Consider the following 26570-nt stretch of genomic DNA (forward strand, 5'->3'; position numbering starts at 1 on the left):
GGAAAGAGTCAGAAATGCTCCCGCAGGTAGACGTCCTCCTCCGGGAACAGGGCGGCGAAATCGTCACGGGCGTCGCCTTCGTGAACGTCCAGTTCTCCGAATCGCTCGGCGTCCTCGACCGAGTGGTATCCAGCGACCAACTGCGAGAGCGTGTTCACGTCGATGGTCACGTCCGGGTCGGCGTCGGTGCGGTTACACCGAACGACCCCGTTCGTGTCGAGTTCGAACGTCCCGTCGTTCCACCCGACCAGCGGGTCGGTGACGCGGAGGACGACGCCGGTTTCCGCGTCGTACGAAATGGCTTCGAGCGCTCGGGGGACGTCCACGAGGCGGAACATCGGCCCGGTTCGAATCTCACACTCCACGTTGCGCGGGTTGGCGACGATGTCGAGCAGGTCGGTGTTTTCCGGGACGAAGGAGAATTCGACCGTCTCGACCTGTGAATCGTGGTATTGGATGAACCGAAGGAGGTGGCGGTAGGCCTCGTCGTCGGCGGACGCCATCTCCCACACCTTGAGTCGTTTGCCGTCGTCCTCGTCGTCCACGCTGTAGACGATGTAGCTTCGTGCCTCGCCATCCCGTAGCCACGCGTACACGTAGGGGTCCTTCTTCCAGCCCTCGAACACCCGCTCGCGCCACCAGTCCTCCGTTCGGTCGACGCTGAGAGCGTAGTTCTCACCGTGGGCGTCGAACACCGGGACGAGCAGTTCCCAGTCGTCGGCGTCGAGGCGACGGAACTCGCCCGCCGCTTCGGTACCCAAATCGAGCGCGTCCGGCGTGGTCTCGTATCGCGTGTACTTGTTCACCGTCGCCCACCCGTACTTGCCGTAGAACTCGTACGAGAAGGGCCAGAGGGCCGAGAAGTACACCTCCTTCTCACGGTACTCGGCGAGCGATTCGGCGAGCATCTCCCGCACCAATCCCCCGTGGCGGCTTTCGGGAGGCGACGCGACGGCGGACAGGCCAGCCATCTGGTGCCAGTCGCCGCGGACGTTCGTCGTGAACCAGTACTGCTTGCAGACACAGAGCAGGTCGTCGCCGTCGAACATCCCACGGCGGTCGCCGAGATTCGATGTCTCCTCATCCTCCTCGTCGCTCGGATCCGTCTCCGGTTCGAAGGCGTAGCGGAGAAACCGTCGATACTCGTCCTCGTATTCGACCGGCAGCGGGCGATAATCGGACATAGTTGACAATTGATTGGCAATGAGAAATAGGTTCGTATCGACCATATGAATCGCATTTTGCTATATAAAATTGGGTGGTGTTCGAAGAGGGACCGGTCCGAACGGACACATGAACAACCACGTTGTTGTTTACGATTTGGGAACGATTTTGCGCCTGCATACCGTCCGTCGATTCGATGTCGGAATCGAATCCGGCCGCGCGAATCGCGCGACCTCCAGCGGAGATAGCGAATCCTGACGCGCACCTCGAACCGTTCGATTGGTATCGGGAGATGCGTGAAGAAGTCCCCATCCGATACGACGACGACCGCGAAACGTGGGACGTCTTCCGGTACGAGGACGTCGAGCGAGTCCTCATGGACCCGGACACGTTCACGTCGAATCGAACCGAGGCCGTCGGACCCGGGAGTGTATCCGACGACCGTCCGGTCGCACGGACGATGATCGCAACGGACCCTCCCGAACACGAGCGCCTCCGTAGCGTTGCGGACGATTGGTTCCTCCCCGGTGCGATACGAGACCGACGATCGGATGTCGAGCGCGTCGCCCGCGACGTACTCGATGACTGCCCCGATGACGGAACCTTCGACCTCGTTTCGAACTTCGCATACCCATTCCCGGTACTCGTCATCGCGGAGTTGCTCGGTGTCCCCGGCGAGCGCCGCGATCAGTTCAAGAAGTGGTCGGACACCGTCGTCGGGTCGCCGGAAGATACGTCGAAAGAAGGGCTACAGGCGTTTAGACGCGAACGACAACGGGCGATGGACGAGATGAGCGAATTCTTCCGCGGCCTTCTCGAAGAGCGGGAAGCAAACCCGCGTGACGACCTGTTGACGGTCGCGGCGGAGGACGACTCGCTCACCGAATCCGAGAAGGTCGGTTTCTGTATCCTGTTGCTCGTCGCCGGGAACATCACGACGACGAACCTCATCACGAACACCGTCTGGGCGCTCGACGAACACGACCGCTTGGAGGACGTGCGTTCGGGCGAAGTCGACCGAAAGGCCGCGATCGAGGAAACGCTACGCTGTCGCTCGCCCGTACAGGCGATCACCCGCGTTGCTGCGGAAGACACCGAAATCGCCGGGGAAACGGTGGAGGCCGGTGATTTCGTCGTGTCGTGGACGGGGTCGGCAAACCGTGACCCGGCAATGTTCGACGCACCCTCCGAGTTCCGCCCGGAACGCTCGCCGAACCGCCACATGGGCTTCGGAAAAGGAATCCACCACTGTCTCGGCGCATCGCTCGCACGCCTCGAAGCCGACGTCGCCCTCGAACTGCTCCTCGAAAAATATCCCGACCTCGAAGTCGTCGAGGACGACTTCCGACCGGTCGAGAGTCGTATCGTCTACGGTCTTCAGTCGCTTCGTATCGATACCTGAGTTTGGGTAATTCGAAGCCGCCGTTTTACGATTTGCTTCCCCAACCGAACGAAAGCCATCCGCCGTCAGGGTGCAGAATCTCGCCGGTCATGAAGTGCTCGCCCTCCGCGAGGAACGCCGCGCAGTTGGCGACTTCCTCGGGCGTTCCGAACCGGCCCACAGGCGTACGATCGATGACGTCGTCCTCGTCGAAGCCGATCTGGTCCTGGGCGTCGCCCACCATTTCGGTCCGGATGTAGCCGGGCGAGATGGCGTTGACGAGAATGTCGTGTTCGGCCCACTCGACGGCCAGACAACGGGTAAGGTTGTTCACGCCACCCTTGGACGTGTTGTACGGTGTGCGACCCGTCTGTCCCTGTTCGCCCATCATGCTGGAGATGTTGATGATGGCCCCGCCCGTTCCCTGTTCGATCATCTGCCGACCGGCCAACTGTGCCCCGCGGAACGGGGCGGTGAGGTTCACGTCGATGACCTTCTGCCAGTCCTCCATCGCCATCTCTTCGGCCGGACCACGGATGTTGATACCGGCGTTGTTCACCCACACGTCCAGCGAGCCGAACTCCTCGACGGTTCGCTCGACGAGGGATTCGAGCGAATCGCCATCCGTCACGTCGGCTTCGATCGCGAGGAGGGATTCGGCCTCCGCATCGGTTTCGTCGGCGATTTCCTCGGCGGCCTCCGCCGCACGCTCTTCCGAACGGGAGTTGACGACGACGTTTGCGCCGCGGGACGCGAACTCCCGTGCGATAGCGTTCCCGATACCACTACTCGAACCAGTCACGACGGCAGTCTTGCCGTCGAGTGTGTTCACCATGGTTGGGTGCTCGCCCCCCTCGCTTTTTATTTTTCCGGAAATCTCATTGCGATTTCCACGTTTGCCGCATAAATTGCGGTGAAAGATTGTGAAGATTCCTGAAGAAGGCGAGAAAATCTCAATCCGTGAGAACGGTAACCGGGCCCTCGAAGTCGAGAATGACTCCCTGTGTCGCGTCGCCGAAGAGGGCTTTGCCGGTCGGTGACCGCTGGCGGCCCGTCAGGAAGACGTGGTCACAGTCGTACTCGTCGGCCGCATCGAGTATCTTTTCGGCTTTGTTGCCGAGGAATCCCGTCACCTCGTACTCGACGTCGAGTTCCGAGAGCACTTCGTCGCCGATGTCGCGGGCGAACTGGGTCGCCCCTTCCTCGGCTTCACCGACCGTGTAACTCGCCGAGCTACTCATCAACGATTCCATAGCGTCCCGACGAGCGCCGTACTCCTGTTCCGTTGTGATATGCGTCAAAATCATGTCGGCCCCCACTCCTTCGGCAATGGTTCCCGCTTCGTACGCGAGTTCTTTTGCCGTTTCCGTCGGTTCGACGACCACGAGTGCACGTTCCATATCGGACACCAATAAACGGCCAACAATAAAACCAGCGTTCATTTACATAGTAAAAGAATAGTACAATCTAAATTAAACACTTTTATCTTTTATTAACGATGTTTATTAAAATGGCACATTTAAAGGAAAATGTTTTCAATGAACATCAATGACATGGAGTCGCAATCTATGGCAATTGAATTGGCACAGAGTCCGCTGCTCACGTTCGCAGTCGGGCTTATTTTGGTCGTCCTCTTACTCGTCGTCTGGGACCTCCCGGCGTTCGTCGGATTGGCAATCGCCGCGTTCGGTGTTGGACTCCTCAACGCAGTATTCGTCGCCGACTTCACGTTCGCCGATGCGGCGGCGAAGACGGCGACCGAGTTCGGGAACGGTATGGCAGGTATCGGTATCCCGATTCTGATGGCATCGGTCATCGGCAAATCGATGCTCGAAAGCGGTTCCGCCCAACGTATCGTCCGGGGATTCCAGTCAGCTGTCGGAAAAGAGAATTCGGACATCGCGCTGTGGGGTAGCAGTACTGTACTCGCCATCCCGGTGTTCTTCGACAGCGTGTTTTACTTACTGGCACCACTCGCACGCTCGATGCGTGCGCGAGTGGGGGATAATTACGCGCTGTACCTCATCGTCGTCGGTGCAGGTGCATCCGTGGCCCACGTGTTCGTTCCGCCGACACCGGGCCCGCTGGCCGTCTCCGACCAGCTCGGCATTCAAAACCTCGGACTAACCATCCTGATCGGTCTGCTGGTAGCCATCCCATCGGCAATCATAGCCGGTCTGGTGTACGGCCGCTGGCTTAACAAGCGAATCGACATCCCCCTTCGGGACGCGATGGGGACGACGACGGAGGAACTCCAGGAGCGTGCGAATCGGAGTTCGGACACGCTTCCGAACTTCCTCGAATCGGCGCTCCCCATCATCCTCGCCATCGGGCTCGTCGCTTCGTACACCATCGTGGATACGTTCAAGAAACCGTATCCGATTCTCGAACCGCTCCAACCCGTCGTCGCCTTCGTCGGTGACAAGAACGTCGCGCTGACCATCGCCGCCATCGCGGCGGCGTACACCTACCTCCGTTGGTCCGACCTCTCGCGCTCGCTCTGGGAGGAGGAACTCACGGAGGCATTGAAAAGCGGCGGAAACATCGCCGCCATCACGGCGATGGGTGGCGCGTTCGGTGCGCTCCTGGCCGCGTCCGGAATCGGCCCGTACATCGCGGACCACTTGCAGGGACTCGGCATCGGCCTGTTGGTGACCGCATGGCTCGTAGCGGCCATCGTTCGCATCGCACAGGGTTCGGCGACCGCCGCGATGCTCACCGCCGCGGGAATCATGGCACCGCTGACCGGACAGCTTTCGGTTAGCCCGGTGTACATGGTAATGGCCATCGGCGCTGGCGGAAACATCTGCTCGTGGTACAACGACTCGGGATTCTGGCTCGTCAAAGAAATCGGCGGCCTCACGCAGCGTGAAACCCTACAGACGTGGACGATGGTGACGACCATCATCTCCATCACCGGTCTCGTAACGGTGCTCGTACTCTCGACGATCATCCCGCTGGCGTAAGCAGCGGTTTCGGCAACTATCACGGATTTTTCGGAGTCGTGCCGGTAGCAAGACAGTCTCACATGCGCTCGGCTCAAATGATAGACTGCGGTTACATGGTCCCAGAAATCGTCTTTGAAACGGAGTACTGCGGCCCCTTTTCGGGAACGGACGACTAAAAAATAGCGGCGACTACAGCACTATCGAGAACTACAACACCATCGAGAGGAACTGTCGCGCGCGGTCGGTGCGCGGGTTTTCGAAGAACTCCTCCGGTGGAGCCGTTTCGATGACGCGCCCGTCGGCCATGAGGACGATTCGGTCGCCCACTTCGCGGGCGAAGCCCATCTCGTGGGTGACGACCATCATCGTCATGCCCTCGTGGGCGAGTTCGCGCATGACGCCGAGCACCTCGCCGACGAGTTCGGGGTCGAGCGCGCTCGTCACCTCGTCGAACAGCATGACGTGCGGGTCCATCGCCAGCGCGCGGGCGATGGCCACGCGCTGCTGTTGCCCGCCCGAAAGCTGGTTCGGGTAGGAGTCCGCCTGATCGGCGAGGCCGACGTCGGCGAGGAGTTGTTGGCTCCGCTCTTCGGCATCCATCTCGGACAGTCCCTTCACGTCCATCGGCGCGAGGGCGATGTTTTCCAACGCGGTTTTGTGCGGGAAGAGGTTGAAGCTCTGGAACACCATGCCGATGCGCTGGCGCAGGAAGTTGATATCGACATTCGGGTCATTGATGGACTCGCCCTCGATGCGGATGTCGCCGCCCTGAATCTCTTCGAGGCGGTTCGTGCAGCGGAGCAACGTCGATTTCCCGCTTCCGCTCGGCCCGACGACGACGACCACTTCGCTTTCGTCGATGTCGAGGTCCACGTCCTTCAGGACGTGCGCCTCGCCGAAATATTTGTCAACGCCGTCGAACTCGATCTTCGGGGTTCTCATTGTTCCTCACCCCATGCGGCGCGGCTTTCGAGCATGCGAACGAGTTTCCCCAGCGGAAGCGTGACGGCGAGGTACGCGACTGCAACGAGAACGATGGGCGTCCACGCGTCGAACTGGTTGCTGTTGACGTTCCGAAACACGCTGATGAGTTCGGGGATGGCAAGAACGGTCAACAATGACGTGTCCTTGACGAGGATGATCTGGTCGTTACCCACCGCGGCGAGTGCGTTACGAAGCGCCTGCGGGAGGACGACTTTCCGCATCGAGCTAATATACGACATCCCGAGTGACCGTGCTGCCTCCATCTGTCCGTCCGGAATGGCGGTGATACCGCCTTTGATGGCCTCGCCGGAGTACGCTGCGTGGTTCAACGTGAGTCCGATGACTGCAGCGTACCATCGCCATTCTGAGAACCGGCCGATACCGAACGCCGGTAGCCCGGTGAAGATAACGAGTAACTGGAAGAGGAGCGGTGTTCCTCGGAAGAACTCAACGTAGCCCGTCGCAACGGCGTGGGTGAATTTTGTTTTCGATACGCGCCCCAATCCGACAAACAACCCGCCGATGAGCGAGAGGACGCTCGAAATGATGACGATTTCGAGGACGAGGATGTACGCATCGACGAACCGGGGGAAAACAGCCACCAACAGGTCGTAATCGACGAACTCCGTCAGGATTCGGAAGAGGAAGTACGCGACGAGAAGCGTAAACCCACCTGCGAAGACGATTCCAAACCATTTGAGCCGAGTATCCGTCAACAAACCGTCACCGGAGCGGTCTTCGGCGGCCGCGTCTTCGTGATATGTCTCTGCCATGATATCTAATCTTTTAAATTTTGACGATCCGAGGATCAGCCCTCGAAGTACTGGCCGTATATGTCGTCGTACGTGCCGTCGTCCTTGATAGTCTTGATAGCATTGTTCACCTTCTTCCGCAGTTCGTCGTCATCCTTGCGGAAGGCTATCCCGTATTCCTCGACAGTGAGAGTGAGATAGTCGGGTGCCTTCTTGCCCTGTTTTGCGGCCTCCCCTTTCCCTTTGAGGAAGACGATGCCATCCATCTCGTTCACAAACTGTGCGTTGACAGTGTTGTCGTTGATGACGGCGGCCGCTTGCTGGTTCCGCAACGCGTTGAACGCACCTGTAATCTGGTCGTAGCTACTGATGGTGAGGTCGCCGCCGAGGTCCTTCTTGAGGTCCTCTGCCGCACTTTCACCCGTGGTTCCTTTCTGAACGCCGACCGTCTTACCTTTCAGGTCGTCCAGTTTCTTGATATTACCATCCTTTCGGACCGCGACCGTCTGATAGGCCGTGAAGTAGGGGTCGGAGAAATCGACCTTCTCGGCGCGTTCGTCCGTGATGGTCATTGCGCTCATGATGACGCGGAAGCTCTTGTTTTTCAGGCTCTGAATGATGGTGTCGAAACTGGTCTTCTGGAACTCATACTTCCGGTTGAGTTGCCCCTTGAAGATCGACTCGGCAATCGCCGGGTCGAACCCCTCGAGCGACCCATCCTGTTTGCGATATTCGAACGGCTTGTACGGGATGTCGGAACCGATGATGATTTTACCGTTATCGGCACCGCCGTTCCCGTCCGAACTGGTTTTTCCGCCATTGTTGTCGCCGCTGCCACCGTTGTCAGAGTCGCCGAGACAGCCAGCCAGTGCCAACGCGGAGAACGCGCCACCACTCGCTTTGAGGTAGGTCCGTCTATCCATGCTATGAAAACATATAGCATAATTATATTAGCTTTGCGTCTCAGTTCCGCTCGAATCTTTGGATTAGAAAAACAATCCCGGCATCTCCTGAGAATTGTGGTGGTGAACGAGTTTGTTACCAAATTTTGCCACAAAATGAAACGATTGTGGTAATTATTCCGTCCTGCCGAGTTGCCACCACAGCCTGAGAACGCGATAGCCCATGAAACCCCCGTCCCGGAGGACATCGACCGTCGTGTCCCGGCCGGGGTTCCAGACGACGGGGAACTCGTGAATCCGGTAGCCCATCCGCTGGGCGCGTATCAGGAGTTCGGTGTCCCAGAACCAATGGCGGTCCTCGACGGCCGGGAGGAGGTCGTCGAGCGCCGTTCGGTCGAACGCCTTGAACCCGCACTGGTGGTCGTGCATCGACGAGGAGAGACACATCCTGACGAGGCCGTTGTAAACGCGACTGGCGGTGCCGCGTTTCAGCGAGCGGTTCGCTTGGCTGCCCGGAAGGAGGCGCGACCCTGTCGCAACGTCGTACGGTCCGACGCGGACGCTCTCGACCAGTTCTTCGAGGTGTTTCATGTCCGTGGCGAGGTCGGTGTCGATGTACCCGACGACGTCGCTTTCGACTGCCCCGAACACGCGCGAGAGCGCCGCACCGCGCCCGGCGCGGTTCTCGCCGTGGAAGTGCCGGATTCGGTCGTGGTCGCGCGCGAGCAGCGCGGCTATCTCGGGCGTCTCGTCGGTACAGCCGTCCTCCGCGATCACCACTTCGAACGAATCGGAGGGGAGGAACCCCGCCAGCGTCTTGATCGTCATCTCGGTCGCACTGGCGATTGTCGATGCCTCGTTGTAGGCGGGCAGGACGATGCTCACTTCGGGAACGTCACCGGTCATCTCGCTCATCTCACTGGGTCCACTCGTCTCGTCCGTCTCATTGGTCCCATTCGACCCGCTCATCGTACCGGTCTCCCTGGTCTCACTCGACTCACTCATGTGCGCGATTCACCCCCGAAGGTCGGAGCACCGCTCGTCGCGGGTGTCGTCGTCAGTTCGATGGGAACGCGAAGTCCGACGAGCGAGAGCAGGACCCCGACGCCGACGACGCTCCAGTAGCTGATCAGCCGATTGAGGATGGTGACCGCCGCGACGGCCGTCGAATCCACGCCGACCCAGCCGAGGACGAACGCGATACCGACCTCCGTGACGCCAAGCCCGCCGGGCGTCACCGGAACGGTCGAGAGCAGGACGGCGACGAGCGCGGTGACGAACGCGCCTGCGATGGGGAGCGACACGCCGATGGCGACCGCGACGAGATACATGGTTACCCCCTCGATGATCCACCCGACGGCGGTGTAGCCGACGAGGGTCGGAATCCGATCGAGTGACCCGACCGTTCCCCGCCGGAGATGGACGTAGTAGCGCCGAAATCGGGTCGGGATCAGTCGTTCGACAGTCCTGTTGGAGTGTCGCAACGCCAACACGCCTGTGAGTCCGAATCCCGAGAGAGCCGCGCCGACGAGGAGTGCGTTCACGACGAACGTCGGGAAATCGCCCCAGAAGGCGAACAGGGTCGAGATTCCCAGAACGACGACCAGAACGGAGAAGTCGACGACTCGCTCGGTCAGCACCGTCCCAGCCGTGACGCCGAATTCGACGTCCGCCGAACGTCGGAGCAGCGAGCAGCGATACACGTCGCCGAGTCTCGCCACCGTGATGCAGTTGACGAACCATCCGAGGTAGATGATGCGCGTCAGTTCGGCGACGGTCCCGAGCGCTCCGGTCGCGGTCAGTTCGTACCCGGCGTTCCGCAACAGCGTCCGCCATCGGAGCGAACGGACGAGCGACAGCGCGTGGAACACCACCAGCGCGAGTAGAAACCAGAGCAGGTCGGTCTCGCCGAGGTAGCCGATGACCGAATTCCAGTCGATATCGGCCATACTCCATGCGGTGAGCACCAGCAGTACGCCCGCAAAGAGGATAGACAGCAGGTTCTTCGGGGTCCCGAACCGCCGTACGATGGATAGCCGTTCGCCCATCAGTTGCTCACCGCACTGGTGCAGTTGTAGAGGGTGCCCGCGGATCCAGACTGGTTGCTATCGGACGACTGGTACTCGTCGCTGGAAACGACGGTACAGCTGTTTTCGACCCACTGGGACACCCCGTTTTGCTGGCTATCGCCGAAATTCATCGCTCCGGAGCTCGCGTTCCCGCCGTTCGGACCGTTCGACGAATACTGGCCGTTGGCTGCGGATTGGGACCCGTACGAGCCGTTCGTTTCCGATGGAGCGTTACCCCCTGCACCGCCGCCCATTCGACCGCCGACGAGAACGTATTTGAGTTCGCCGCTCCGGACGAGCGAGGCGAGTTCGCTCTTGGTCATGACGGGGTCGCTCCCGCCGAACCCGCCGAGCGAGATGATGGGTTCGTCGCTGTTCAGCATCAGCGGGGCGATACTGTTCGCTCCCGAATCCGCGGCCACCAGATACGTTGCGTTACCCTGGTGAGCTTCCAAATACGACAGCAGCGCAGTGTTCGCCTCGCTGCTTGCACCGCCGGATCCCGAACCGAATGCACCGCCTCCGCCGGTGAATCCGGAGGCGTTCGACGGTCCCGCGAACTGACTGCCGTTTCCGGCGGTACTGTTGTCGAACGAGGCGTTCCCACCGAATCCGGACGGGGGTGAGCCGTTGCCCGTTCCACTCGGCCCGCCGCCGCCACCGAACGCGCTGGACGACGGACCCGCCGAGGGGATGGAGACGTTCGTCCCCGACGCGATGGACATCGAACCCCAAACCGTCGGCGCGACGAGAAGGACGACGAGACCGAGCGCCGTCGCGGTTCCCATCGCGGACCGCCAACGACGGCCGGTCCGTCGGCGAACCCGTCCGATCACGAGCGCCGCCGCGACGATGACGACACCACCCACGATGACAGGAGTGAGCGTTTGGCTGTAGGAAGGATATCGCGACAGGATGTACGCCTGAACGGCCGCGGTCCCGAGCAGCGTCGCTGGCAGTAGCCATCCGAGGAGGGTGCTCGAATCGGTGTTCCAGTACTCGTCCCATAACTCCACCAACCCGATGCCGACCAACGCGGCGACGGGCGGGGCCAACATGACGAGGTAGTAGAGGTGGAAGAATCCGGCGACACTGAAGAACGTCGCGGCCGTGAGGAACCACATTCCCCACAGTACGACCGACCGACTCCGACCGTCGAACGGCCACTGACCGCGCTGTCGGTAAACGAGCAGTACCAGCGCGACGACTGCCACCGGCAGCAACCAGCCGATTTGCCCGGCGAGTTCCCCGTTGAACAGCCGAAGCGGTCCGATGGCTCCGTGACTGAAACCGCCGCCACCGCCGCCGAACCCACCACTGCTACTGCTGCCACCGATGCCGCCACCACCCATTCCGGTGAGGCGTTCGATACCGTTGTAGCCGAAAATTAAGCTGAAGATGGAGTTGTTGTCGGTCGACCCGATGTAGGGACGCTGACTGGCCGGGGTCAGCGCAACGACGGTTGCCCACGCGAACGAGACGACGAACAGGACGCCCGTCGAGAGCACGAGGTCGGTGATGCGTCGCCGTATGGACACCTCCGCGCCCAGCAGGTAGACGAGGTAGAACGCCGGGAGCACGAGGTAGGCCTCCATCATCTTGATGTTGAAGCCGAGACCGACCGCGGCCGCGGAGGCGAAGAGCCACCGTCGGCGACCGGTTTCGGCCGCACGGAGTACGAAGTAGGCCCCGCCGAGCACGGCGAGGACGACGAGCATGTCCGCAGTGTTGTTTCGGCTGGTCGGGATGACGACCGCCGTCAGCGCCATCGTCAGCGCGGCGGCAAGTCCCGCACGCGAACCGAACGTCCGGCCGACGATGCGATACAGCAGCGCGATCGACAGCACGCACGCGATCGCTTGCGGAAGTATCAGACTCCAGCCGTGGAACCCGAACAGCCACGCGCTTGCCGTCTGAATCCACAGGCCGAGCGGCGGTTTATCGACGGTGACGAACCCGGCGTCGAACGAGACGAAGAAGAAGTTGTGCCAACTCGTGAGCATGTTTTTCACGGCTGCCGCGTAGTAGAGGTTGGCGTATCCTTCGTCCGAAACGCGATACAGGTTCAAAAACGCCGACAGACAGAGGATGCCGAGCAGCGCGACTTTCTCCATCGGCGTCTCGTCGGCGAACGACGAGAGCCGGTCGGAGAGCGAGGTGTCCGTCGTTTCGTTACTCATCGAAACCACCCACGTCGGCGGAGCGGGCGTCGCGGTGGAAGCCCCATCCATGGTTTACTGGTCGTTCTCGAACGGATAGTCGAATCATCGTTTTCGGGAAGGCCTGCTCCCCGATGGATTATATTCGATTGCCGAAGTTGCGGATGGATTCGTCGGAAAAGAGGCACAAATTCGGCACAGATACCCCAATTATTCAGTTCGATTTAGTTCGAGAACAACCGGCAATGGCGGCGCGCGCAGAGAAACAATTCGTGTGAATTTGGGCCTGAATTTCCCCTCATCAGTGACCGATCCATCCATCAGTTCGGTGAACGTTTATGGATGATCTACACAGTAGCCACAAACGGATGAAACACTATACGGGGGTTCGTGAGCGGTGGAGAACGAGAGTGGAAAACTGTGGCCGACACCACTTGCGACGGCGGTCGGTGCGGCGGATTTTCGGGCAACACCTCGTCGAGTAGAAAGATGGAAGTTAACGAGAGCGCGAATAGATACACGATTCCGGAACCCGCTACCGATGCAACGCACGAGTACCACAGGGGTCGACAGGCAAGCGAATCGATGAGACAGCTACTGTGGTGGCTCATCGGCGGGACGCAGGGCGGCAAAAACCGATTGCGTATCGTCCGGTCGCTGAACCGACGCCCGATGAACACGAACCAACTCTCCAACGAACTGGACCTGAACTACAAAACCGTCCAACACCACCTCGAAATGCTCGAAGAAAACGACGTGCTCACCACGACGGGTGACGAGTACGGGAAGATGTACTTCCTGACCGACCGGATGGAATCGAACCTCGACCTGCTCGATGAAATCGCCGAACAAGCATCCCTCGACGATGACTGAAGACCGCGCGCTCGTTCGGACGCTCGTCTATGTCGTCGGCTCGCTCGTAGCCGCGGCGCTCATTTCGTTCCTGCTGCCGCAGTATATCTTCCGGCATCCCGGGCCGCCACAAGGCGGGATGGAGCCGTTGGCCGAGATCATTCAGGTAAAAACGTTCTTCTCCACGTTCACGAGCGTCCTGCTACTCGTCCTCCTCACGACGTACGCTCGGATTTACCGTAATCTACCGAACCGGTTCACGATGAGCCTGCTGTTGTTCACCATATCACTGACGCTGTACGCCCTCACCGCGAACCCGTTGGTCACCACCCTGTTCGGCTTCAGACCGCCCGGCGGGCTCGGACCGTTCACGTTCCTGCCGGACATGTTCGCCAGCGTCTCGGTCATCATCCTGCTCTATCAGAGCTACAAGTGACGGGGACGAGCGGCGGATGAGATAGCAGGAAACAGAACAAGAAAACTGTGAGTGTCGGGGATGGGGGATTTGTGAGTATTAGCGGCGGTATTTTTCCGAAAAAATCGATTCGAGAGGTGTTCGCAGCCACGCCGTCGTCAGTGTCGGAGCTCATCCGAACGACGCATCGGCGAACCGAATGGAGGCGGATGACGGCTCGCGTCCAGCGTCAGACAGTGATAACGCGTGGGTAGTGATGAACGGGTTCGACGGTGCGCGGACGAAACCATGAAGGTGAGTGATGCGTTCTGTCAGGGGTGACAGGGGTGACATCCGTCGCACGCGTCGGGGTGATTCGATACTGCTGTGTTCTACTGTGGATTCTGCCCGAAACGACGTTCATCGCGTGGGTAGCGTGTGGGCCACGTCGGCGCACGTTTTCGACCATCGTTTCGGGTGTGCCTCCGATTTCATCGATGGCCGGGTACCCTAAAGCGATTGTCCGAGATCGCACACGACTGTGTGGAAAATCGGGCATAAATGGATACAGATCGGACCCAAATTCGGTTTCAAGTCGATTACTGTGTCATTTTGGACCGGTAGTTGGAAACGATTACGACGGCGCGGGGGACCCGTACCCCGCTCTAGAAATCGTGGGCGAATATTCGAAGGAGGATCGCGCGATGGCGGGAAGCGCTGGTGACGGCAGGCGCGGGGTGGACCGACAAAACTGTTTGTTGGTACCCTAATACACAGTATCAATGACTGATACCCCTTCGTTTCTCGATGAGGCGGACGGCACACGGGAGGAGATCATGAAAGCGACCTTCTATGCGCTCTGTGAATACGGGTACAAGGATCTCACGATTCAGCACATCAGCGACGAGTTCGGAAAATCGAAATCCCTTCTCTACTACCACTACGACGGCAAAGACGACCTGCTATTGGATTTCCTCGATTTCATGCTGGAACGGTTCGAGGACCAGATACCGTACCCCGAAGGAGGGAGCGCCGCGGACCATCTCGACGAACTCCTCGATCAAGTGCTCTTCGACCCCCGTTCGAGCGACTTCCACGGGTTCGCCCAAGCGATGGTCGAACTCCGCGCACAAGGGACACACGACGCCGAGTTCCGCGAGCACTTCACGCGCAGCGACGATTTCATTCGGAAGCAGATCGCACGGATCATCCGCAAGGGTATCGATGAGGGTGTCTTTCGGGACGTGGACTCCCGACGGACGGCGACGCTGCTGCAGACGATCATCGTCGGCACGATGACCGAGCAGATGACGACCGACGACGACCGCTTCGAAGCGATACGGGACGAGACGGACCGCTATCTTCAACGGTGCGTTCTGGCGGACGAATAAACGGTGTCAACTAGTTTTCGTGCGACCCGTCGGTTGCCGAGCCATCGCCGTCGAGTTGCGTCGTACACCAGTGGCAGAAGTCGAGGTCGGCGTCGAGGGCGCGACCACAACTCGGGCAACGAACGGCTTCCGCGTCGCTCTCGGTCGGTTGGCTGACCTCTATCGTCACGAGTCGCTCGAACGTGTTCTGGACGTGTGCGAGGAGGTAGGCATCGAGGACGCAAAGGCCGCTGACAAGGAGAACGGGTGCGGCGGCGAGGAGGTCGACCGGTCCACCCGTGAAGAGGGCGTCGAGCACGCTGGAAGGGACGAACAGCACAGCAACGACGTAGAGCGTTGCAAGCCATCCGAGCGCACGCTTCCAACGACGGAGATAGAGATGCCCAAGGCCGGTTGCGAGGACGGACAACATCGCCGCGAGCCACGGCCGTTTCCGTGTCGTCATTCGCTCCATATACTGAATGAACGTTCAGTACAACATAAGCCTTTCTCAGGGGAAGACCCGTACTACCGACGTTCACCACCAGCAACTGTCGATGGACGACAGCAATGAATCGACATATAGACGGATATGACCGCTGTATTAGCGATATCGTTCCAATTTCAAATCATAAAGGAAATTCTTAATTTCTCTTTTTCAAGTTCGAAAGATATACAACTAATTGACTGAATGTTCAGTACATGGGGTCCTCCAATCGAGGTACGGCCTTCCGTACGCCACCCGAAGCATTGTCCGACGAACAAGCCCGACTGGAACCGTTCGACTGGTACGCTGAAATGCGCAGCACCCAACCCGTGCGGTACGACGAGCAACGACGAAGATGGGACGTGTTCGGTTACGACGACGTGAGCGAAGTTCTCGGCGACCACGAGCGATTCACCGCGGATATCGCCAGTGCGGACATTCGGTTCACGGATGGAAGTCCGCTCGGCACGACAGCCGAGACACCGTCGATGATCCGGACCGATCCGCCGGAACACGAACGACTCCGTAATTTCTCCAACCACCGATTCCTCCCCGGGACGTTGGCGGAGAGTCGGGAACGCTTCGAGCGAATCGCCGACGATATTCTGGATACCGCCGAAACCGGGACGACGGTCGATATCATCGAGGAATTTTCCCATCCGTTCCCGGTGACCGTCATCGCCGACCTGCTGGGCCTTCCAGCAGTGGACCGCGAACAGTTCCGCGAATGGTCGATAGCGACCACCGAACTGGCGATGACGGACGAGGAAGAGGCAAAGAAGGCCCAACGCGAGATGAGCGACTATTTCTCGGAACTCATCCCGGACCGCGTCGACGGGGACGGAGACGATCTGATCACCCTCGCCGCTTCGAACGACGAGTTGAATCACGAGGAGGTCGTCAGGTTTTGCATAACGGTCCTCGTCGCCGGTAACGTCACGACGGTCAACCTCATCACGAGCACGCTCTGGTGTCTGGAAGAACACGACCTGTTCGACGCGGTCCGGGCGGGCGAAATCGACCGCACGAAGCTGATCGAGGAAGTTCTCCGCTATCGTTCACCGGCCCAAGCGGTCCGACGTGTGACGACCGAACCGGTCGAGATCGGCGGACGCCAAATCGACGAAAACGAGTTGGTCGTCGCACGGATCGGGTCGGCAAACCGTGATCCGTCCAAGTTCGACGCGCCGAACGAGTTCCGACCCGAGCGGAATCCCAATCCACATCTGACGTTCGGCGGCGGAATTCACTTCTGTCTGGGGGCGCAGTTGGCCCGATTGGAAGCGGACATCGCTTTGGAGCGACTCCTGGACCGGTTCGGAGTGATCGAACCGGACCTCTCGGATCTCTCCCCGCAGTCGCTCGTTTACGGCGTCGATTCGCTCCCCTGTTACGTCAGCGAATAGCGAACCGTATCCGTATCGGCGACGAGCATCACACAACTCTTGTCGCTCGGTCCGTCGAGGATGCGGGTGTCGCGGTTCCCAAACGAGCGGCCGAATTCATGTTCGATAGATAGACAGTTTGGAAAAAGCTGATACGGATACGTACATCAATTACTAGGGATGAGTTCCTCCAACCCGCAGGGTTTGCAGGCATTTCCCGACGAACTATCCGAACGGAAAGCGTGGCTCGAACCGTTCGACTGGTATCGGGAAATGCGCGAGCAGGAACCGGTTCGGTACGACCCGGTTCGGCACGTGTGGGACGTGTTCCGGTACGACGACGTGAAGACCATCCTCGCCGACGACGAGCGCTTTTCCGTGAGTCCGCGGAACGCGGACGGCTTTCAGGAACCGGAGGGCGAGGAGGCAGGTGTCATGCTCGACACGATGCTCCTGCAGGACCCGCCGCGACACGACGAACTCCGCGGCGTCGTGGACGACGAGTTCAGCCCCCGTTCGATTCGGGAGCTAGAACCGCGCATCCGCGAATTGACGACAGAACTGTTGGACGACATCCTCGACAACGGAGACGAGATCGACCTCGTGGAGGAGTTCGCCTACCCGCTTCCGGTCATCGTCATCGCCGAACTTCTCGGCGTTCCGGCCGAGGACCGCGACCAGTTCAAAACGTGGTCCGACGCCATCGTCTCCGCCGCGAGCGAGGACGAGAACACGGAGGAGTTCTACGAACGCCAAGGCGAGATGCGCCAAGAGATGGCGTTCTACTTCGTCCAACTCATGGAGGACCGACGGGAGAACCCACAGGACGACCTCATTTCGACGCTCGTCAACGCCGAAATCGACGGGGAACCGCTCTCGCACCGCGAAATCCTCGGGACGTGTATCCTATTGCTCGTCGCCGGGAACATCACGACGACGAACCTCATCACGAACGCGATGCGGTGTTTCGACGAGGACGACACGTTCGATTCGTTGACGGGCGACGACAAGGCGCTCACCACCGCCATCGAGGAGGTGCTTCGCTACCGGTCGCCCGTCCAGGCCATGACCCGCGTGGCGATGGAGGACGTGACGATAGGGGGCGAAACCATCGAGGAGGGCGACCGAATCTCCGTCTGGATGGGTTCCGCCAACCGCGACGAACGGAAGTTCGACGACGCCGACGAGTTCCGCGCCGACCGCGTTCCGAACCAGCACCTCGGATTCGGCTACAGCACGCACTACTGCCTCGGCGCGCCGCTCGCCCGACTCGAAGCCAAAGTCGCCCTCTCGGAACTGTTCTCGCGCGTATCGAACATCACGATTCCCGAGACGACGCTCGAACCGACGCGGAGTTCGTTCATCTACGGCGTCGATTCGCTCCCGATTCGGTTCGAGCAGAAGTAGTCCGTCTCCAGCGGTCTTCCAATTTTGTTCCACGTGCGGAGCGTCGGCTGTTATGGGTTAGCTATCGACAGTGGGAATCGTCGATCGGAACTCGGGGCGACTGAGTCGAGTGAAAAGACGGTATTTAAGCCGTCACCATCCAGGCCACCGAATCGTCTCTAAAGTACTGGACCGCCACTGCGCTTATTCATTCCCAAACCGTGTATTCGCTATGAGTGTTATCGCTGAATTTACGGTCCCAGCCGATGCTCTTGCGCTCTCAGAGACCCTCGAACAAGTGCCGGAGATGACCGTCGAAATCGAACGCGTCGTAGCCCATGACACGGACCGAGTGATGCCGTATTTCTGGATCCGAGGCGGCGATTACACCGAGTTCGAAGCGGTAGTCGACGACGACCCCACTACCCAGTGTATCACGAAACTCGATGAATACGAGGATGGAACGCTCTATCGGGCCGAATGGACACAAAATATCGAAAGTATCGTCTATGCGTACGTCGAAATCGGAGCGACCATCCTGGAAGCGACTGGCCGCGCGGATAATTGGGAACTTCGAATGCGATTCGATAACGAAGACCTCGTTGCCGAGTTCCAGGACTTCTGCCGAGAGAAGAACGTTCCCTTCAAATTACGCCGACTGTACCATCCCTCAGAGCCGAGGGGTGGCGGCCAGTACGGCCTTTCTCCGAAACAACGTAATGCCTTAGTTACGGCATTAGACCGTGGATATTTCGAGATTCCACGATCCGTATCGATGGGCGTGATAGCTGATGAGATGGGCATTTCACAACAATCATGTTCGAAGTTGTTACGCCGTGCCCATAGAAATATAATCACGAACGTATTAACAGTAAGCCATCCGGAGGATGAAAGCAGATCGTAATATATATCGGGCGTAAATACGCACCGCGAACATTTCCCGTTCTCTGATCTTTGTTCTCTCATGCCCGATGAACCGGAAGCCCTCTACAGAATTCTTGGTGACGTTGGTGGCCAGTCAGAAAAACGGTTATCGAAAACGCTCGCAGAGAGACAACCTGAATCTGCGTGTCTAGGCGATGTAGCCGACGCAATCGTTCGATGTAAAACGGAAACAGAACCGACGGAGGTACAAGCCGAACGCGAACGGATTTATGTCTCGCTGTCCCACCATCACGTGCCGAAGTCAATCGATGCGAACCTCGTCTCGTTCGATGTGTCGGAAAATCGTGTTGCCTTTCGTGAAAGTGACGAGGTCGCAATTCAGGAGGTGCTCCTCGAACGATGACTGGAACGATCGTCGAAATAACGGTTCCAGCCGCACAGTTTGCCCTCGAATACACGCTCAGTGAATTTGAGCACGTGACATTCGAAGTCGAACAGGTGGCCGCCACCAATCAAGACAGTCTGATGCCGTTCATGCGGGTTGAAACGACCGATCGTGTACGACTCGAAGAGGCGTTCGCCATCGACGACAGTGTCGATGGCTTCGAGCTAATCGCCACCTTCGAGACGGATTGTCTGTATAAATTCGACTGGGCCGACCGAATCGACCACCTGATTCGCGTGCTGGTCGATCAAAATGCGACGATTCAGACCGCGGTGGGGCAAACCGATCACTGGAACTTTCGACTCATCTTCGCTGATCGTGAAGCGGCCGCCAGTACCAACGAGTACTGCAAAGAGCAGGGTATCGACTTCGAAGTCAGGAACATCCAGGAGTTCGGCGACCGTGGTAGTAATCGATTCGGACTCACTGACTGTCAACGCACCGCGATTCAGCTTGCCGCTGATCGGGGCTATTATGAGGTACCACGCGAGGCCACAGCGGACGATCTCGCTGAGGAATTCGGGATCAGCCATCAAGCGCTCTCCGAACGACTCCGTCGTGCCCATGGAAGTTTGATTCAACATGTCCTCGGGATCAGAAATGAAAAACCGGACCCAGCAGAATCACCACCAGAGACTCACTCGGAGACGAGCGTGGACTAACAGCCACCTGTGATCCTATCATAGATCCTCATCAGTGACAGTGAACATATCGATTGTGAGTTCGTCACTCCTACCGATCGGTTCCGAACTATCGCTGTTGGTAGAGTAGGGTTGGCAAGTTTGTGTCGTTGCACTTCTCGTTCATTCTTCCGATTCGTTCGAGCAGGAGTGAGGATAGAATCGGTCGAGTGAGAGTTTATCCTCGTGGGAAGCCTCTCTACTATCATGAGCCTCGATGTAGCGACGCCCACCGCACCGACCATCTACCGGGAAGCACGGGACGAACAGTACGAGTCCGACGTGGACAAACGGGCCGACTTGCAGTCGTATCTGGACGACGAGGAGAACGCGTGGGAGGAGGGGTTCAGCGACTGGGCGGACGAGACCGCGCTCTCGGCCGACGACTACCGGGTCGCGCTCGACCTCGGGTTCATCGAGGAGTTCGACTTCTACTGGAGTCCAGAACGGGAGGAAGTCGAGTACGAGACGCCCGAAATCCCGGACGACTGGGAAGACAAGGAGCGATACGAGGAGGTGGATTCGTGGTCGACCGTCTCGGCCATCAACGAGGAGTTGGACGAACTCGGGGAGACGGTCGCGGGACTCCTCACCGACTACTACGTCGAATGGGGGAGCGAACGCGACATCGTGGAGACGTTCGGCGACCAGTACAACGGTCGGGACGATGCGATGCCGGAGAACATCCGCGAGGACAGTCGCTACGAGGAGGATTAAGACGGGGAATCGATTCCGAAGCGTGACGAGGACTCCTCTTCTCGGATGTGAAGCGTCGTGCGGACGGGCGGATAGTCGTCGAGCGAGAAGCGGACGACGACGAGGTCGTCCGCGACCGTTGCGAGGTCGTCGACGGTCGGCGTTTCGTCGCCCGTGATTTTCAATCCGAGCCACTTCGCTCGCTCGATACCGTAGCGGACGAGGGCGCTCCGGACGAATTCGGCGATATCACGCGCGTCGGTGATGGCGAGTCCGGTCGCCTTTCGGCGATACCCACGAAGCCAGATGGTCGCGGGATGTTCCTCGCGAAAGTTCTTCCACCAGTTGCTCTGCTGACGAAGCGTGGTCGCGATGAGGGTGTCACCGCGACGGTCGTAGGCGACGGGCGTGGTGTAGCGGGTCCCCGAATATCGACCGACGTAGGAGAGGAGCATGAGTCGGTCGCTCACCAGCCAGTGAAGCTTCGAACGGAGCAACCGCCGCAGGACGGGGTTGGCGACGTACTTTTCGGCGAGAAAAAACGGGGTTGGCGGGGCCCGAAGTTCGACCGACGGCTCCGACTCGTCCGGACCAGTCGTGTCGTCAGTCGGCATGAACGTTCCTCCGTCCCCACGGGACGTAATTCCTGCGACTGAATGCCATACAAATCGATGGACGAGTGGCGGCTTAAATCGTCCGTCGGACGAACGGCGTGGTTCCGGAATTCACACAGCGCGGCGATACTGTCGGGGCCATTCGACGCGGTCTTCGGCGTCGAGTTCCGCCGCGGCGTGGAGCGTGAAGTACGGGTCACGGAGATGCTCGCGGCCGATGATCGCGAGGTCGCCCCGACCGTTTCGGATGAGCGCGTCCGCCTGTGCTGGTTCGGTGATGCCGCCGACAGCGCCGACGGGGATGTCGGTATCCTCGCGGATTCGCTCGGCAAACGGGACCTGGTAGTTCGGGCCGGGATTCGGTATCTGCTGGTCGGGGTGCAGTCCACCCGCGCTCACGTCGATGAGATCGGCACCCAGGTCGTGGAGTTCCTCGGAGAGGTGAACCGAGTCCTCGATGGTCCACGATTCCCGGTCCGGCAGCCAGTCGGTCGCGGAGATGCGAACGAAGACGGGTTTGTCGTCGGGCCACACCTCGCGGACCGCTTCCGTGACTTCCCGAACGATTCGGGTTCGGTTCTCCAGACTGCCGCCGTACTCGTCCTCGCGGCGGTTCGTGACCGGCGAGAGGAACTCGTGGAGGAGGTAGCCGTGCGCGGCGTGAACTTCCGCGATCTCGAATCCGGCGTCGAGCGCTCGCTCGGCCGCCGACGCGAACGAATCGACGACGGTTGCGATGTCGTCGGTCGTCATCTCGCGCAGTTCCGGCGGCGTGTCGTCGTACGGCCACGGTTCGGGACTCGGCGCGATGGTTTCCCACCCATCGTCGTCGGGTTGGAGGGGTTGGTTACCATCCCATGGGCTGGTCTTGCTCGCTTTGCGGCCCGCGTGGGCGAGTTGAATCGCCGGAAGCGCACCACGGTCGCGGATGAATTCGGCGGTCGGAGCGAGCGCGTCGGCGTGCTCGTCGCTCCAGATGCCGAGGTCGTCCGGCGAGATTCGACCGCGCGGTTCGACGGCGGTCGCTTCGGTCATCACGATGCCAGCACCACCCGTGGCGCGGCTTCCGAGGTGCACGTGATGCCAGTCGGTAGCCAGCCCGTCACCGGCACAGGAGTACTGACACATCGGCGACACCATCACACGGTTTCGCGCCGTCGATTCTCGAAACGTGACGCTACTGAACAGGTCGTCGGTCATCGGTTTTCGATAGGGGTTGGATGCTTTAAACAGCTACAAACGCCGCCGGATTTGCCGACTCTTCCTCCCGACGTAATCCGAAAACTTATCATACTTTAGGTATTGTGTCCGGAACAATGGACGAGCGTGGCGAAAACAGTGCCGAGACAGGGGAAACTGCTGTAACCTTTACTCGGGAGCTGGAGCGGCTCAAGCGCAGGGGATGTGGTCTCTTGCTCGTTGGTCCGAAACCCGCCATGCACCGGGCGTGCGACCGTCTTCTCGGAGATGCCACGGCCGAGCCACGGCGACGGGTGTTCGTTCGAACGGCCGGAAAACCCTCCCAGATACACACGCCGAGCGACGACGCCACGGGGCCGAAGGCAGACACCAACGCGAACGCGAACGCCAGCGACGTGAAGATTATCGAACAACCGACCGCCGTTCGAAGCACCTCGACGACATCGAGCACGGAGAACCTCCCCGACAGAACCGTGCTCGAAACCGATGGCCTCGCCGAACTCGGCATCGAAATTTCGAACGCGATAGACGAGTTCGAACGCGAGAGCGGGGCACTCTCGTCGGGGGAACTCCGCGTCTGTCTCGACTCGCTCACGCCGTTGGTCGAGACGCACGACCACGAGTCCCTCTTTCGGTTTCTCCACGTGTTGACCGGCCGCATCAAAACCGTCAACGGAATGGGTCACTTCCACCTCCCGGCGGAGATGGATTCGAGGGTCGTCCGCACCCTGCTTCCCGTTTTCGACGCCGCCATCGAACTTCGAATGATCGGCAGCGACGTGGAACAACGATGGCATTTGGTCCAACGGAACGTGACGACCGAGTGGCTATCGCTCTGAAGCGGCCGTTTCTCGTTCGGTTTCGATTCGCTTTTGATTCGGTTTCGATTCAGAATTCCGGCGGCAGATGACCGACGCTCCCAACAGTACGTACTACCCTCACCGTTTTCATCCACTCCTCACCGCTTCTATCCCCTTCTCCTCACCGTTTTCATCCACTCCTCACCGCTTCTATCCCCTTCTCCTCACCGTTTCCATCCACTCCTTACCGCTTCTATCCCCTCCTCGCTCACCGTTTTCATCCCTCTCCAAACCCGTGCCAACTCGGACGATAGTTGGTGGTTGATTCGCGTGACTAATCAACAATATAACACTGGAATCATCGTGTGGATAACAACGGAATTATCATGTTGATCCTTGGGTTGGGTATCGATTTTGACACGCGACCGAGGTTGACATCTGTTCAGTTTTCGTCACTATCGAGATGAATCTGATTTCGGCCGAATACATCGTCCACTCGGTTCGAGAGCGGGTTTCGAACAAGTGGTCGGTGTTCTGAAAACAGCTCCGAATCGATCCAAAACGAGTCGTTTGTCGTATTTCTGGGGTAGCGTTCCGTTGTCGAATCGATAAAAGCAAACTTCCGGTGTTAATCCGGTTGTGAGTAAATAATTTACCTACTGAGTCCCAAGGTGTAACCATGTCACAGAAACCGATTCATCGACGGGAGCAACTCTACATCGATGGTGAGTGGCTAGACGCCGACGGCACCCTCGACGTTACCGACCTCGCGGACGGTGGCGTCTTCGCGGAAGTCGCCGCAGCGGACGCCGAGCAGGCTGATAAAGCGCTCGCCGCCACGGAACGGGCAGAGGCCGAAATGCGCGAAACCACCATTCCACAGCGCGCCGAGTGGATGGAGGAAATCGCGGACGGACTCCTCGAACGAAAGGAGGAACTGGCCGAAGTGATCGTGCGCGAAGCCGGTAAGCCGATTTCGAGCGCTCGCGGCGAAGTCGAGAGCGCGGCCGAGCGCTTCCGCCGTGCGGCGGAAGAGGCCCACGACCTGCAGGGTGAGTTCCGCAAAGGGACGACCGGCGGCCACGAAGGTTGGGAAGCGATCCTCAAGCCGGAACCGGTCGGAACGATTCTGGCGATTACGCCGTACAACTACCCCCTTGCGACGACCGCGCTGGAAGTCGCACCAGCGCTCGCGGCGGGTAACTGCGTCATCCTCAAACCGGCCAGCAAGACGCCGGTCAGTGCGGCGATTCTGGCCGACGTGATCTCCGACCTCGACCTTCCCAAGGGGGCGTTCAACTTCACGCCTGGACGCGGGAGCGAAATCGGCGACCTTCTCGTCGGCGACAACCGTATCAACATGATCACGATGACCGGCAGCAGCGCGGCCGGAAAACACGTCGCACGCAAGAGCGGGATGGTCAACCTGCACATGGAACTCGGCGGCAACGCGCCTGCCGTCATCTTCCCGGACGCGGACCTCTCGGAAGTCGCCGGTGCCTGTGCGAAAGGGTCGCTGAAGTACGCCGGACAGCGCTGTTCGGCCGTCAGCCGAGTGCTCGCGCACGAGAGCATCCACGACGACGTCGTCGACCGAATCGACGCCGCGATGGACGAGTGGACCGTCGGCGACCTCTTCGACGAGGACACCCAGATGGGACCGCTTATCAGCGAGAGTCAAGCCGAATGGGTGGAAGAACTCGTCGAAGATGCCGTCGAGAAGGGTGCCGACCTCGTTCGCGGTGGCGACCGAGATGGTCAATTCTTCGAACCGACGCTGTTGGCGAACGTCCCACACGACGCTCGAATCATCCACGAGGAACAGTTCGGTCCCGTCGCTGCGGTCACGACGTTCGAGACCGAGGAGGACGCCATCGAAATCTCGAACGGCGGTGACCTCGCGTTGGACGCGGCCGTGTTCACGGACGACTACGACCGTGCACGACGGATGGCCGACAAACTCGACGCCGGGGCAGTCCGGATCAATGGCGCGCCTAGCCACGGACTCGGTGACATCCCGTTCGGCGGGAACAAGGGTTCGGGAATCGGTCGGCAGGGTCTCAACCTGACGATCAAAGAGATGGTCCGACACAAGAGCATCATCCTCTAAATTCGACGGAAGAGAATCTGCCGCTAAATCTGATTTCGTTGATTTTCCAACGGTCGTCGTTCCGGGCGGTAGTAACGTCTCATCGGAGCGTAGCCATGGCTGTTTTGACACAGGAACGCCATCAGGGAACCCCGTCGTTCCGCTGTGTCTGACGGGCACGAAAATCGGGATATTCCCTCCGTTCCGCGGAACAGGCCGAAATTCAAAACTGGTTTTTTACGCGTCGTTCCGCTTTTTTCTGTGATTATAGGGAGGACACCCCTCCGAATCGAAGAGACGGGCAACCCCGTCGTTCCGCTGTCTTTTGGTGGGCCAAATCGGTGTTTTGACCCCCACCGTCGTTCCGCTGTTTGTTCCCGTGTTCCAAAAATGAGCCATATTAGTAGAACAATGTGAAAAGAGAAACCAGTCAAGTTCGGCACCGAAGGGTCCGGTGCCGAAACTGATCGGTTCGATCGGTTCGGCTCACCTGTTAGCGGAGATGTGGTATTGTCGTTGGCGGAGATGTGGTATTGTCGTTGGACGGAACGTCTATCTTGGACGTGATCAATGCGGATTCTCATCTCACCAAACCCCATCGTTCCGCTGTTCATTCCACACCGATGCTCCGATTGACCGTTCGGTCGTGGTCAGTTCTCCACCGAACGTTGCTGTACAGCTACCCCGTCGTTCCGTTGTCTTTTGTCACCCTCAGTTCCGAAATTGACGATTTAGTGGGGCTCGTGTCAGGATTTTGTTCTCCCACCCCATCGTTCCGCTGTTTTTTGATACCGAATTGCAGGAAATAGTTCGGATTCGTCGTCCCTATCCGTTTGATTGGACCCCGTCGTTCCGCTGTTCGTCGTGCTACGAGAGCGGTGGGACACCGATCCGCTAGCCGTTGAAAAGAGACGATTGTCGAAAAGTG

24 protein-coding genes and 1 pseudogene are annotated in these 26570 nt (G+C 59.4%); 13 read left to right on the forward strand and 12 right to left on the reverse strand.

The features are described 5' to 3' along the window. Positions 1-8: 8 nt before the first annotated feature. Entirely contained in the window at positions 9-1184 is a 1176-nt protein-coding gene (gene eis, locus NKF26_RS20675; protein WP_253228683.1) for an enhanced intracellular survival protein Eis, read from the reverse strand. Between the two features lie 176 nt (positions 1185-1360). Here eis and NKF26_RS20680 point away from each other — a divergent pair, with 176 nt between their 5' ends. After that, positions 1361-2566: a cytochrome P450 gene (locus NKF26_RS20680; RefSeq protein ID WP_253234828.1), complete on the forward strand. Its 1206-nt coding sequence runs from the start codon at positions 1361-1363 to the stop codon at positions 2564-2566. Positions 2567-2591: 25 nt separating this feature from the next. Here the strand turns inward: NKF26_RS20680 and NKF26_RS20685 are convergent, their stop codons facing one another. Both NKF26_RS20685 and NKF26_RS20690 read right to left on the reverse strand, forming a co-directional pair. Beyond that, positions 2592-3380: an SDR family NAD(P)-dependent oxidoreductase gene (locus NKF26_RS20685; RefSeq protein WP_253234829.1), complete on the reverse strand. Its 789-nt coding sequence runs from the start codon at positions 3378-3380 to the stop codon at positions 2592-2594. Positions 3381-3498: 118 nt separating this feature from the next. Further along, complete coding sequence (locus NKF26_RS20690) at positions 3499-3945, reverse strand: universal stress protein (protein WP_253228680.1); 447 nt, start codon at positions 3943-3945, stop codon at positions 3499-3501. Positions 3946-4113: 168 nt separating this feature from the next. On the opposite strand from NKF26_RS20690, the gene NKF26_RS20695 reads away from it, so the two are divergent. After that, positions 4114-5511 carry a GntP family permease gene (locus NKF26_RS20695; RefSeq protein WP_369682176.1) on the forward strand — a complete coding sequence of 466 codons (1398 nt, stop codon included), beginning with the start codon at positions 4114-4116 and terminating at the stop codon, positions 5509-5511. 189 nt (positions 5512-5700) lie between these two features. Here NKF26_RS20695 and NKF26_RS20700 read toward each other — a convergent pair whose 3' ends face one another. The 6 genes and pseudogenes from NKF26_RS20700 to NKF26_RS20725 all read right to left on the reverse strand — a co-directional run bounded on the left by NKF26_RS20700 (position 5701) and on the right by NKF26_RS20725 (position 12380). Beyond that, positions 5701-6435 (reverse strand): amino acid ABC transporter ATP-binding protein, encoded by a 735-nt coding sequence (locus tag NKF26_RS20700; RefSeq protein ID WP_253234830.1) that lies wholly within the window; start codon positions 6433-6435, stop codon positions 5701-5703. Further along, positions 6432-7250 (reverse strand): amino acid ABC transporter permease, encoded by an 819-nt coding sequence (locus tag NKF26_RS20705; RefSeq protein ID WP_066138245.1) that lies wholly within the window; start codon positions 7248-7250, stop codon positions 6432-6434. Before NKF26_RS20705 ends, NKF26_RS20700 begins: the two co-directional genes overlap by 4 nt. Positions 7251-7285: 35 nt before the next feature. After that, positions 7286-8152 carry a basic amino acid ABC transporter substrate-binding protein gene (locus NKF26_RS20710; protein WP_066138248.1) on the reverse strand — a complete coding sequence of 289 codons (867 nt, stop codon included), beginning with the start codon at positions 8150-8152 and terminating at the stop codon, positions 7286-7288. Positions 8153-8320: 168 nt separating this feature from the next. Beyond that, positions 8321-9037: pseudogene (locus tag NKF26_RS20715) on the reverse strand (dolichyl-phosphate beta-glucosyltransferase); the annotation flags it as partial. A gap of 95 nt (positions 9038-9132) precedes the next feature. Then, positions 9133-10179, reverse strand: coding sequence for a lysylphosphatidylglycerol synthase transmembrane domain-containing protein (locus tag NKF26_RS20720; RefSeq protein ID WP_253234831.1), 1047 nt, complete (start codon positions 10177-10179; stop codon positions 9133-9135). Then, positions 10179-12380, reverse strand: coding sequence for a glycosyltransferase family 39 protein (locus NKF26_RS20725; RefSeq protein ID WP_253234832.1), 2202 nt, complete (start codon positions 12378-12380; stop codon positions 10179-10181). The genes NKF26_RS20720 and NKF26_RS20725 overlap by 1 nt, the downstream gene beginning before the upstream one ends. A 564-nt stretch (positions 12381-12944) precedes the next feature. Between NKF26_RS20725 and NKF26_RS20730 the strand changes: the two genes are divergently transcribed. The 3 genes from NKF26_RS20730 to NKF26_RS20740 all read left to right on the forward strand — a co-directional run bounded on the left by NKF26_RS20730 (position 12945) and on the right by NKF26_RS20740 (position 14996). After that, complete coding sequence (locus NKF26_RS20730) at positions 12945-13232, forward strand: winged helix-turn-helix domain-containing protein (RefSeq protein ID WP_066138550.1); 288 nt, start codon at positions 12945-12947, stop codon at positions 13230-13232. Beyond that, entirely contained in the window at positions 13225-13647 is a 423-nt protein-coding gene (locus NKF26_RS20735) for a hypothetical protein (protein WP_082837656.1), read from the forward strand. The genes NKF26_RS20730 and NKF26_RS20735 overlap by 8 nt, the downstream gene beginning before the upstream one ends. Before the next feature lie 740 nt (positions 13648-14387). Next, positions 14388-14996: a TetR/AcrR family transcriptional regulator gene (locus NKF26_RS20740; protein ID WP_253234833.1), complete on the forward strand. Its 609-nt coding sequence runs from the start codon at positions 14388-14390 to the stop codon at positions 14994-14996. 10 nt (positions 14997-15006) lie between these two features. Here NKF26_RS20740 and NKF26_RS20745 read toward each other — a convergent pair whose 3' ends face one another. Continuing rightward, positions 15007-15450, reverse strand: a complete 444-nt coding sequence (locus NKF26_RS20745) for a zinc ribbon domain-containing protein (RefSeq protein WP_253228671.1) — start codon at positions 15448-15450, stop codon at positions 15007-15009. Positions 15451-15677: 227 nt separating this feature from the next. Between NKF26_RS20745 and NKF26_RS20750 the strand changes: the two genes are divergently transcribed. The 6 genes from NKF26_RS20750 (at position 15678) to NKF26_RS20775 (ending at position 20960) form a co-directional block, all read left to right on the forward strand. Then, positions 15678-16868 (forward strand): cytochrome P450, encoded by a 1191-nt coding sequence (locus NKF26_RS20750; RefSeq protein ID WP_253228670.1) that lies wholly within the window; start codon positions 15678-15680, stop codon positions 16866-16868. Positions 16869-17027: 159 nt separating this feature from the next. Further along, entirely contained in the window at positions 17028-18254 is a 1227-nt protein-coding gene (locus NKF26_RS20755) for a cytochrome P450 (RefSeq protein ID WP_253228669.1), read from the forward strand. A 211-nt stretch (positions 18255-18465) separates the two neighbouring features. Further along, complete coding sequence (locus NKF26_RS20760) at positions 18466-19137, forward strand: bacterio-opsin activator domain-containing protein (RefSeq protein ID WP_253228668.1); 672 nt, start codon at positions 18466-18468, stop codon at positions 19135-19137. Positions 19138-19197: 60 nt separating this feature from the next. Continuing rightward, positions 19198-19521, forward strand: coding sequence for a hypothetical protein (locus NKF26_RS20765; protein ID WP_253228667.1), 324 nt, complete (start codon positions 19198-19200; stop codon positions 19519-19521). Further along, entirely contained in the window at positions 19518-20225 is a 708-nt protein-coding gene (locus NKF26_RS20770) for a helix-turn-helix domain-containing protein (RefSeq protein ID WP_253228666.1), read from the forward strand. The genes NKF26_RS20765 and NKF26_RS20770 overlap by 4 nt, the downstream gene beginning before the upstream one ends. A 225-nt stretch (positions 20226-20450) precedes the next feature. After that, a complete protein-coding gene (locus NKF26_RS20775) occupies positions 20451-20960 on the forward strand; it encodes a hypothetical protein (RefSeq protein ID WP_253228665.1) in 510 nt (169 codons plus the stop codon). Here NKF26_RS20775 and NKF26_RS20780 read toward each other — a convergent pair. Beyond that, the gene (locus NKF26_RS20780) at positions 20957-21553 is read right to left on the reverse strand and encodes a hypothetical protein (RefSeq protein WP_253228664.1); all 597 of its coding nucleotides are present in this window, start codon (positions 21551-21553) and stop codon (positions 20957-20959) included. The genes NKF26_RS20775 and NKF26_RS20780 overlap by 4 nt on opposite strands. Before the next feature lie 111 nt (positions 21554-21664). Further along, positions 21665-22753: an NADH:flavin oxidoreductase/NADH oxidase gene (locus NKF26_RS20785; RefSeq protein ID WP_253228663.1), complete on the reverse strand. Its 1089-nt coding sequence runs from the start codon at positions 22751-22753 to the stop codon at positions 21665-21667. Positions 22754-22869: 116 nt separating this feature from the next. Here NKF26_RS20785 and NKF26_RS20790 point away from each other — a divergent pair, with 116 nt between their 5' ends. Beyond that, positions 22870-23592, forward strand: coding sequence for a hypothetical protein (locus NKF26_RS20790; protein WP_253228662.1), 723 nt, complete (start codon positions 22870-22872; stop codon positions 23590-23592). A 640-nt stretch (positions 23593-24232) separates the two neighbouring features. After that, positions 24233-25663 (forward strand): aldehyde dehydrogenase, encoded by a 1431-nt coding sequence (locus NKF26_RS20795; RefSeq protein ID WP_253228661.1) that lies wholly within the window; start codon positions 24233-24235, stop codon positions 25661-25663. Positions 25664-26570 lie beyond the last annotated feature (907 nt).

This window comes from Haladaptatus sp. AB618 (assembly GCF_024136965.1).
Classification (GTDB): domain Archaea; phylum Halobacteriota; class Halobacteria; order Halobacteriales; family Haladaptataceae; genus Haladaptatus.

What these genes read in the sequence shown, in the direction of transcription:
- NKF26_RS20735 (WP_082837656.1), top strand. Translation starts at nt 13,225, where the DNA reads ATGACTGAAGACCGCGCGCTCGTTCGGACGCTCGTCTATGTCGTCGGC.
- eis (WP_253228683.1), bottom strand. Translation starts at nt 1,184, where the DNA reads ATGTCCGATTATCGCCCGCTGCCGGTCGAATACGAGGACGAGTATCGA.
- NKF26_RS20685 (WP_253234829.1), bottom strand. Translation starts at nt 3,380, where the DNA reads ATGGTGAACACACTCGACGGCAAGACTGCCGTCGTGACTGGTTCGAGT.
- NKF26_RS20765 (WP_253228667.1), top strand. Translation starts at nt 19,198, where the DNA reads ATGCCCGATGAACCGGAAGCCCTCTACAGAATTCTTGGTGACGTTGGT.
- NKF26_RS20690 (WP_253228680.1), bottom strand. Translation starts at nt 3,945, where the DNA reads ATGGAACGTGCACTCGTGGTCGTCGAACCGACGGAAACGGCAAAAGAA.
- NKF26_RS20695 (WP_369682176.1), top strand. Translation starts at nt 4,114, where the DNA reads ATGGCAATTGAATTGGCACAGAGTCCGCTGCTCACGTTCGCAGTCGGG.
- NKF26_RS20780 (WP_253228664.1), bottom strand. Translation starts at nt 21,553, where the DNA reads ATGCCGACTGACGACACGACTGGTCCGGACGAGTCGGAGCCGTCGGTC.
- NKF26_RS20750 (WP_253228670.1), top strand. Translation starts at nt 15,678, where the DNA reads ATGGGGTCCTCCAATCGAGGTACGGCCTTCCGTACGCCACCCGAAGCA.
- NKF26_RS20700 (WP_253234830.1), bottom strand. Translation starts at nt 6,435, where the DNA reads ATGAGAACCCCGAAGATCGAGTTCGACGGCGTTGACAAATATTTCGGC.
- NKF26_RS20790 (WP_253228662.1), top strand. Translation starts at nt 22,870, where the DNA reads ATGGACGAGCGTGGCGAAAACAGTGCCGAGACAGGGGAAACTGCTGTA.
- NKF26_RS20785 (WP_253228663.1), bottom strand. Translation starts at nt 22,753, where the DNA reads ATGACCGACGACCTGTTCAGTAGCGTCACGTTTCGAGAATCGACGGCG.
- NKF26_RS20740 (WP_253234833.1), top strand. Translation starts at nt 14,388, where the DNA reads ATGACTGATACCCCTTCGTTTCTCGATGAGGCGGACGGCACACGGGAG.
- NKF26_RS20760 (WP_253228668.1), top strand. Translation starts at nt 18,466, where the DNA reads ATGAGTGTTATCGCTGAATTTACGGTCCCAGCCGATGCTCTTGCGCTC.
- NKF26_RS20770 (WP_253228666.1), top strand. Translation starts at nt 19,518, where the DNA reads ATGACTGGAACGATCGTCGAAATAACGGTTCCAGCCGCACAGTTTGCC.
- NKF26_RS20725 (WP_253234832.1), bottom strand. Translation starts at nt 12,380, where the DNA reads ATGAGTAACGAAACGACGGACACCTCGCTCTCCGACCGGCTCTCGTCG.
- NKF26_RS20710 (WP_066138248.1), bottom strand. Translation starts at nt 8,152, where the DNA reads ATGGATAGACGGACCTACCTCAAAGCGAGTGGTGGCGCGTTCTCCGCG.
- NKF26_RS20705 (WP_066138245.1), bottom strand. Translation starts at nt 7,250, where the DNA reads ATGGCAGAGACATATCACGAAGACGCGGCCGCCGAAGACCGCTCCGGT.
- NKF26_RS20775 (WP_253228665.1), top strand. Translation starts at nt 20,451, where the DNA reads ATGAGCCTCGATGTAGCGACGCCCACCGCACCGACCATCTACCGGGAA.
- NKF26_RS20720 (WP_253234831.1), bottom strand. Translation starts at nt 10,179, where the DNA reads ATGGGCGAACGGCTATCCATCGTACGGCGGTTCGGGACCCCGAAGAAC.
- NKF26_RS20680 (WP_253234828.1), top strand. Translation starts at nt 1,361, where the DNA reads ATGTCGGAATCGAATCCGGCCGCGCGAATCGCGCGACCTCCAGCGGAG.
- NKF26_RS20730 (WP_066138550.1), top strand. Translation starts at nt 12,945, where the DNA reads ATGAGACAGCTACTGTGGTGGCTCATCGGCGGGACGCAGGGCGGCAAA.
- NKF26_RS20755 (WP_253228669.1), top strand. Translation starts at nt 17,028, where the DNA reads ATGAGTTCCTCCAACCCGCAGGGTTTGCAGGCATTTCCCGACGAACTA.
- NKF26_RS20795 (WP_253228661.1), top strand. Translation starts at nt 24,233, where the DNA reads ATGTCACAGAAACCGATTCATCGACGGGAGCAACTCTACATCGATGGT.
- NKF26_RS20745 (WP_253228671.1), bottom strand. Translation starts at nt 15,450, where the DNA reads ATGGAGCGAATGACGACACGGAAACGGCCGTGGCTCGCGGCGATGTTG.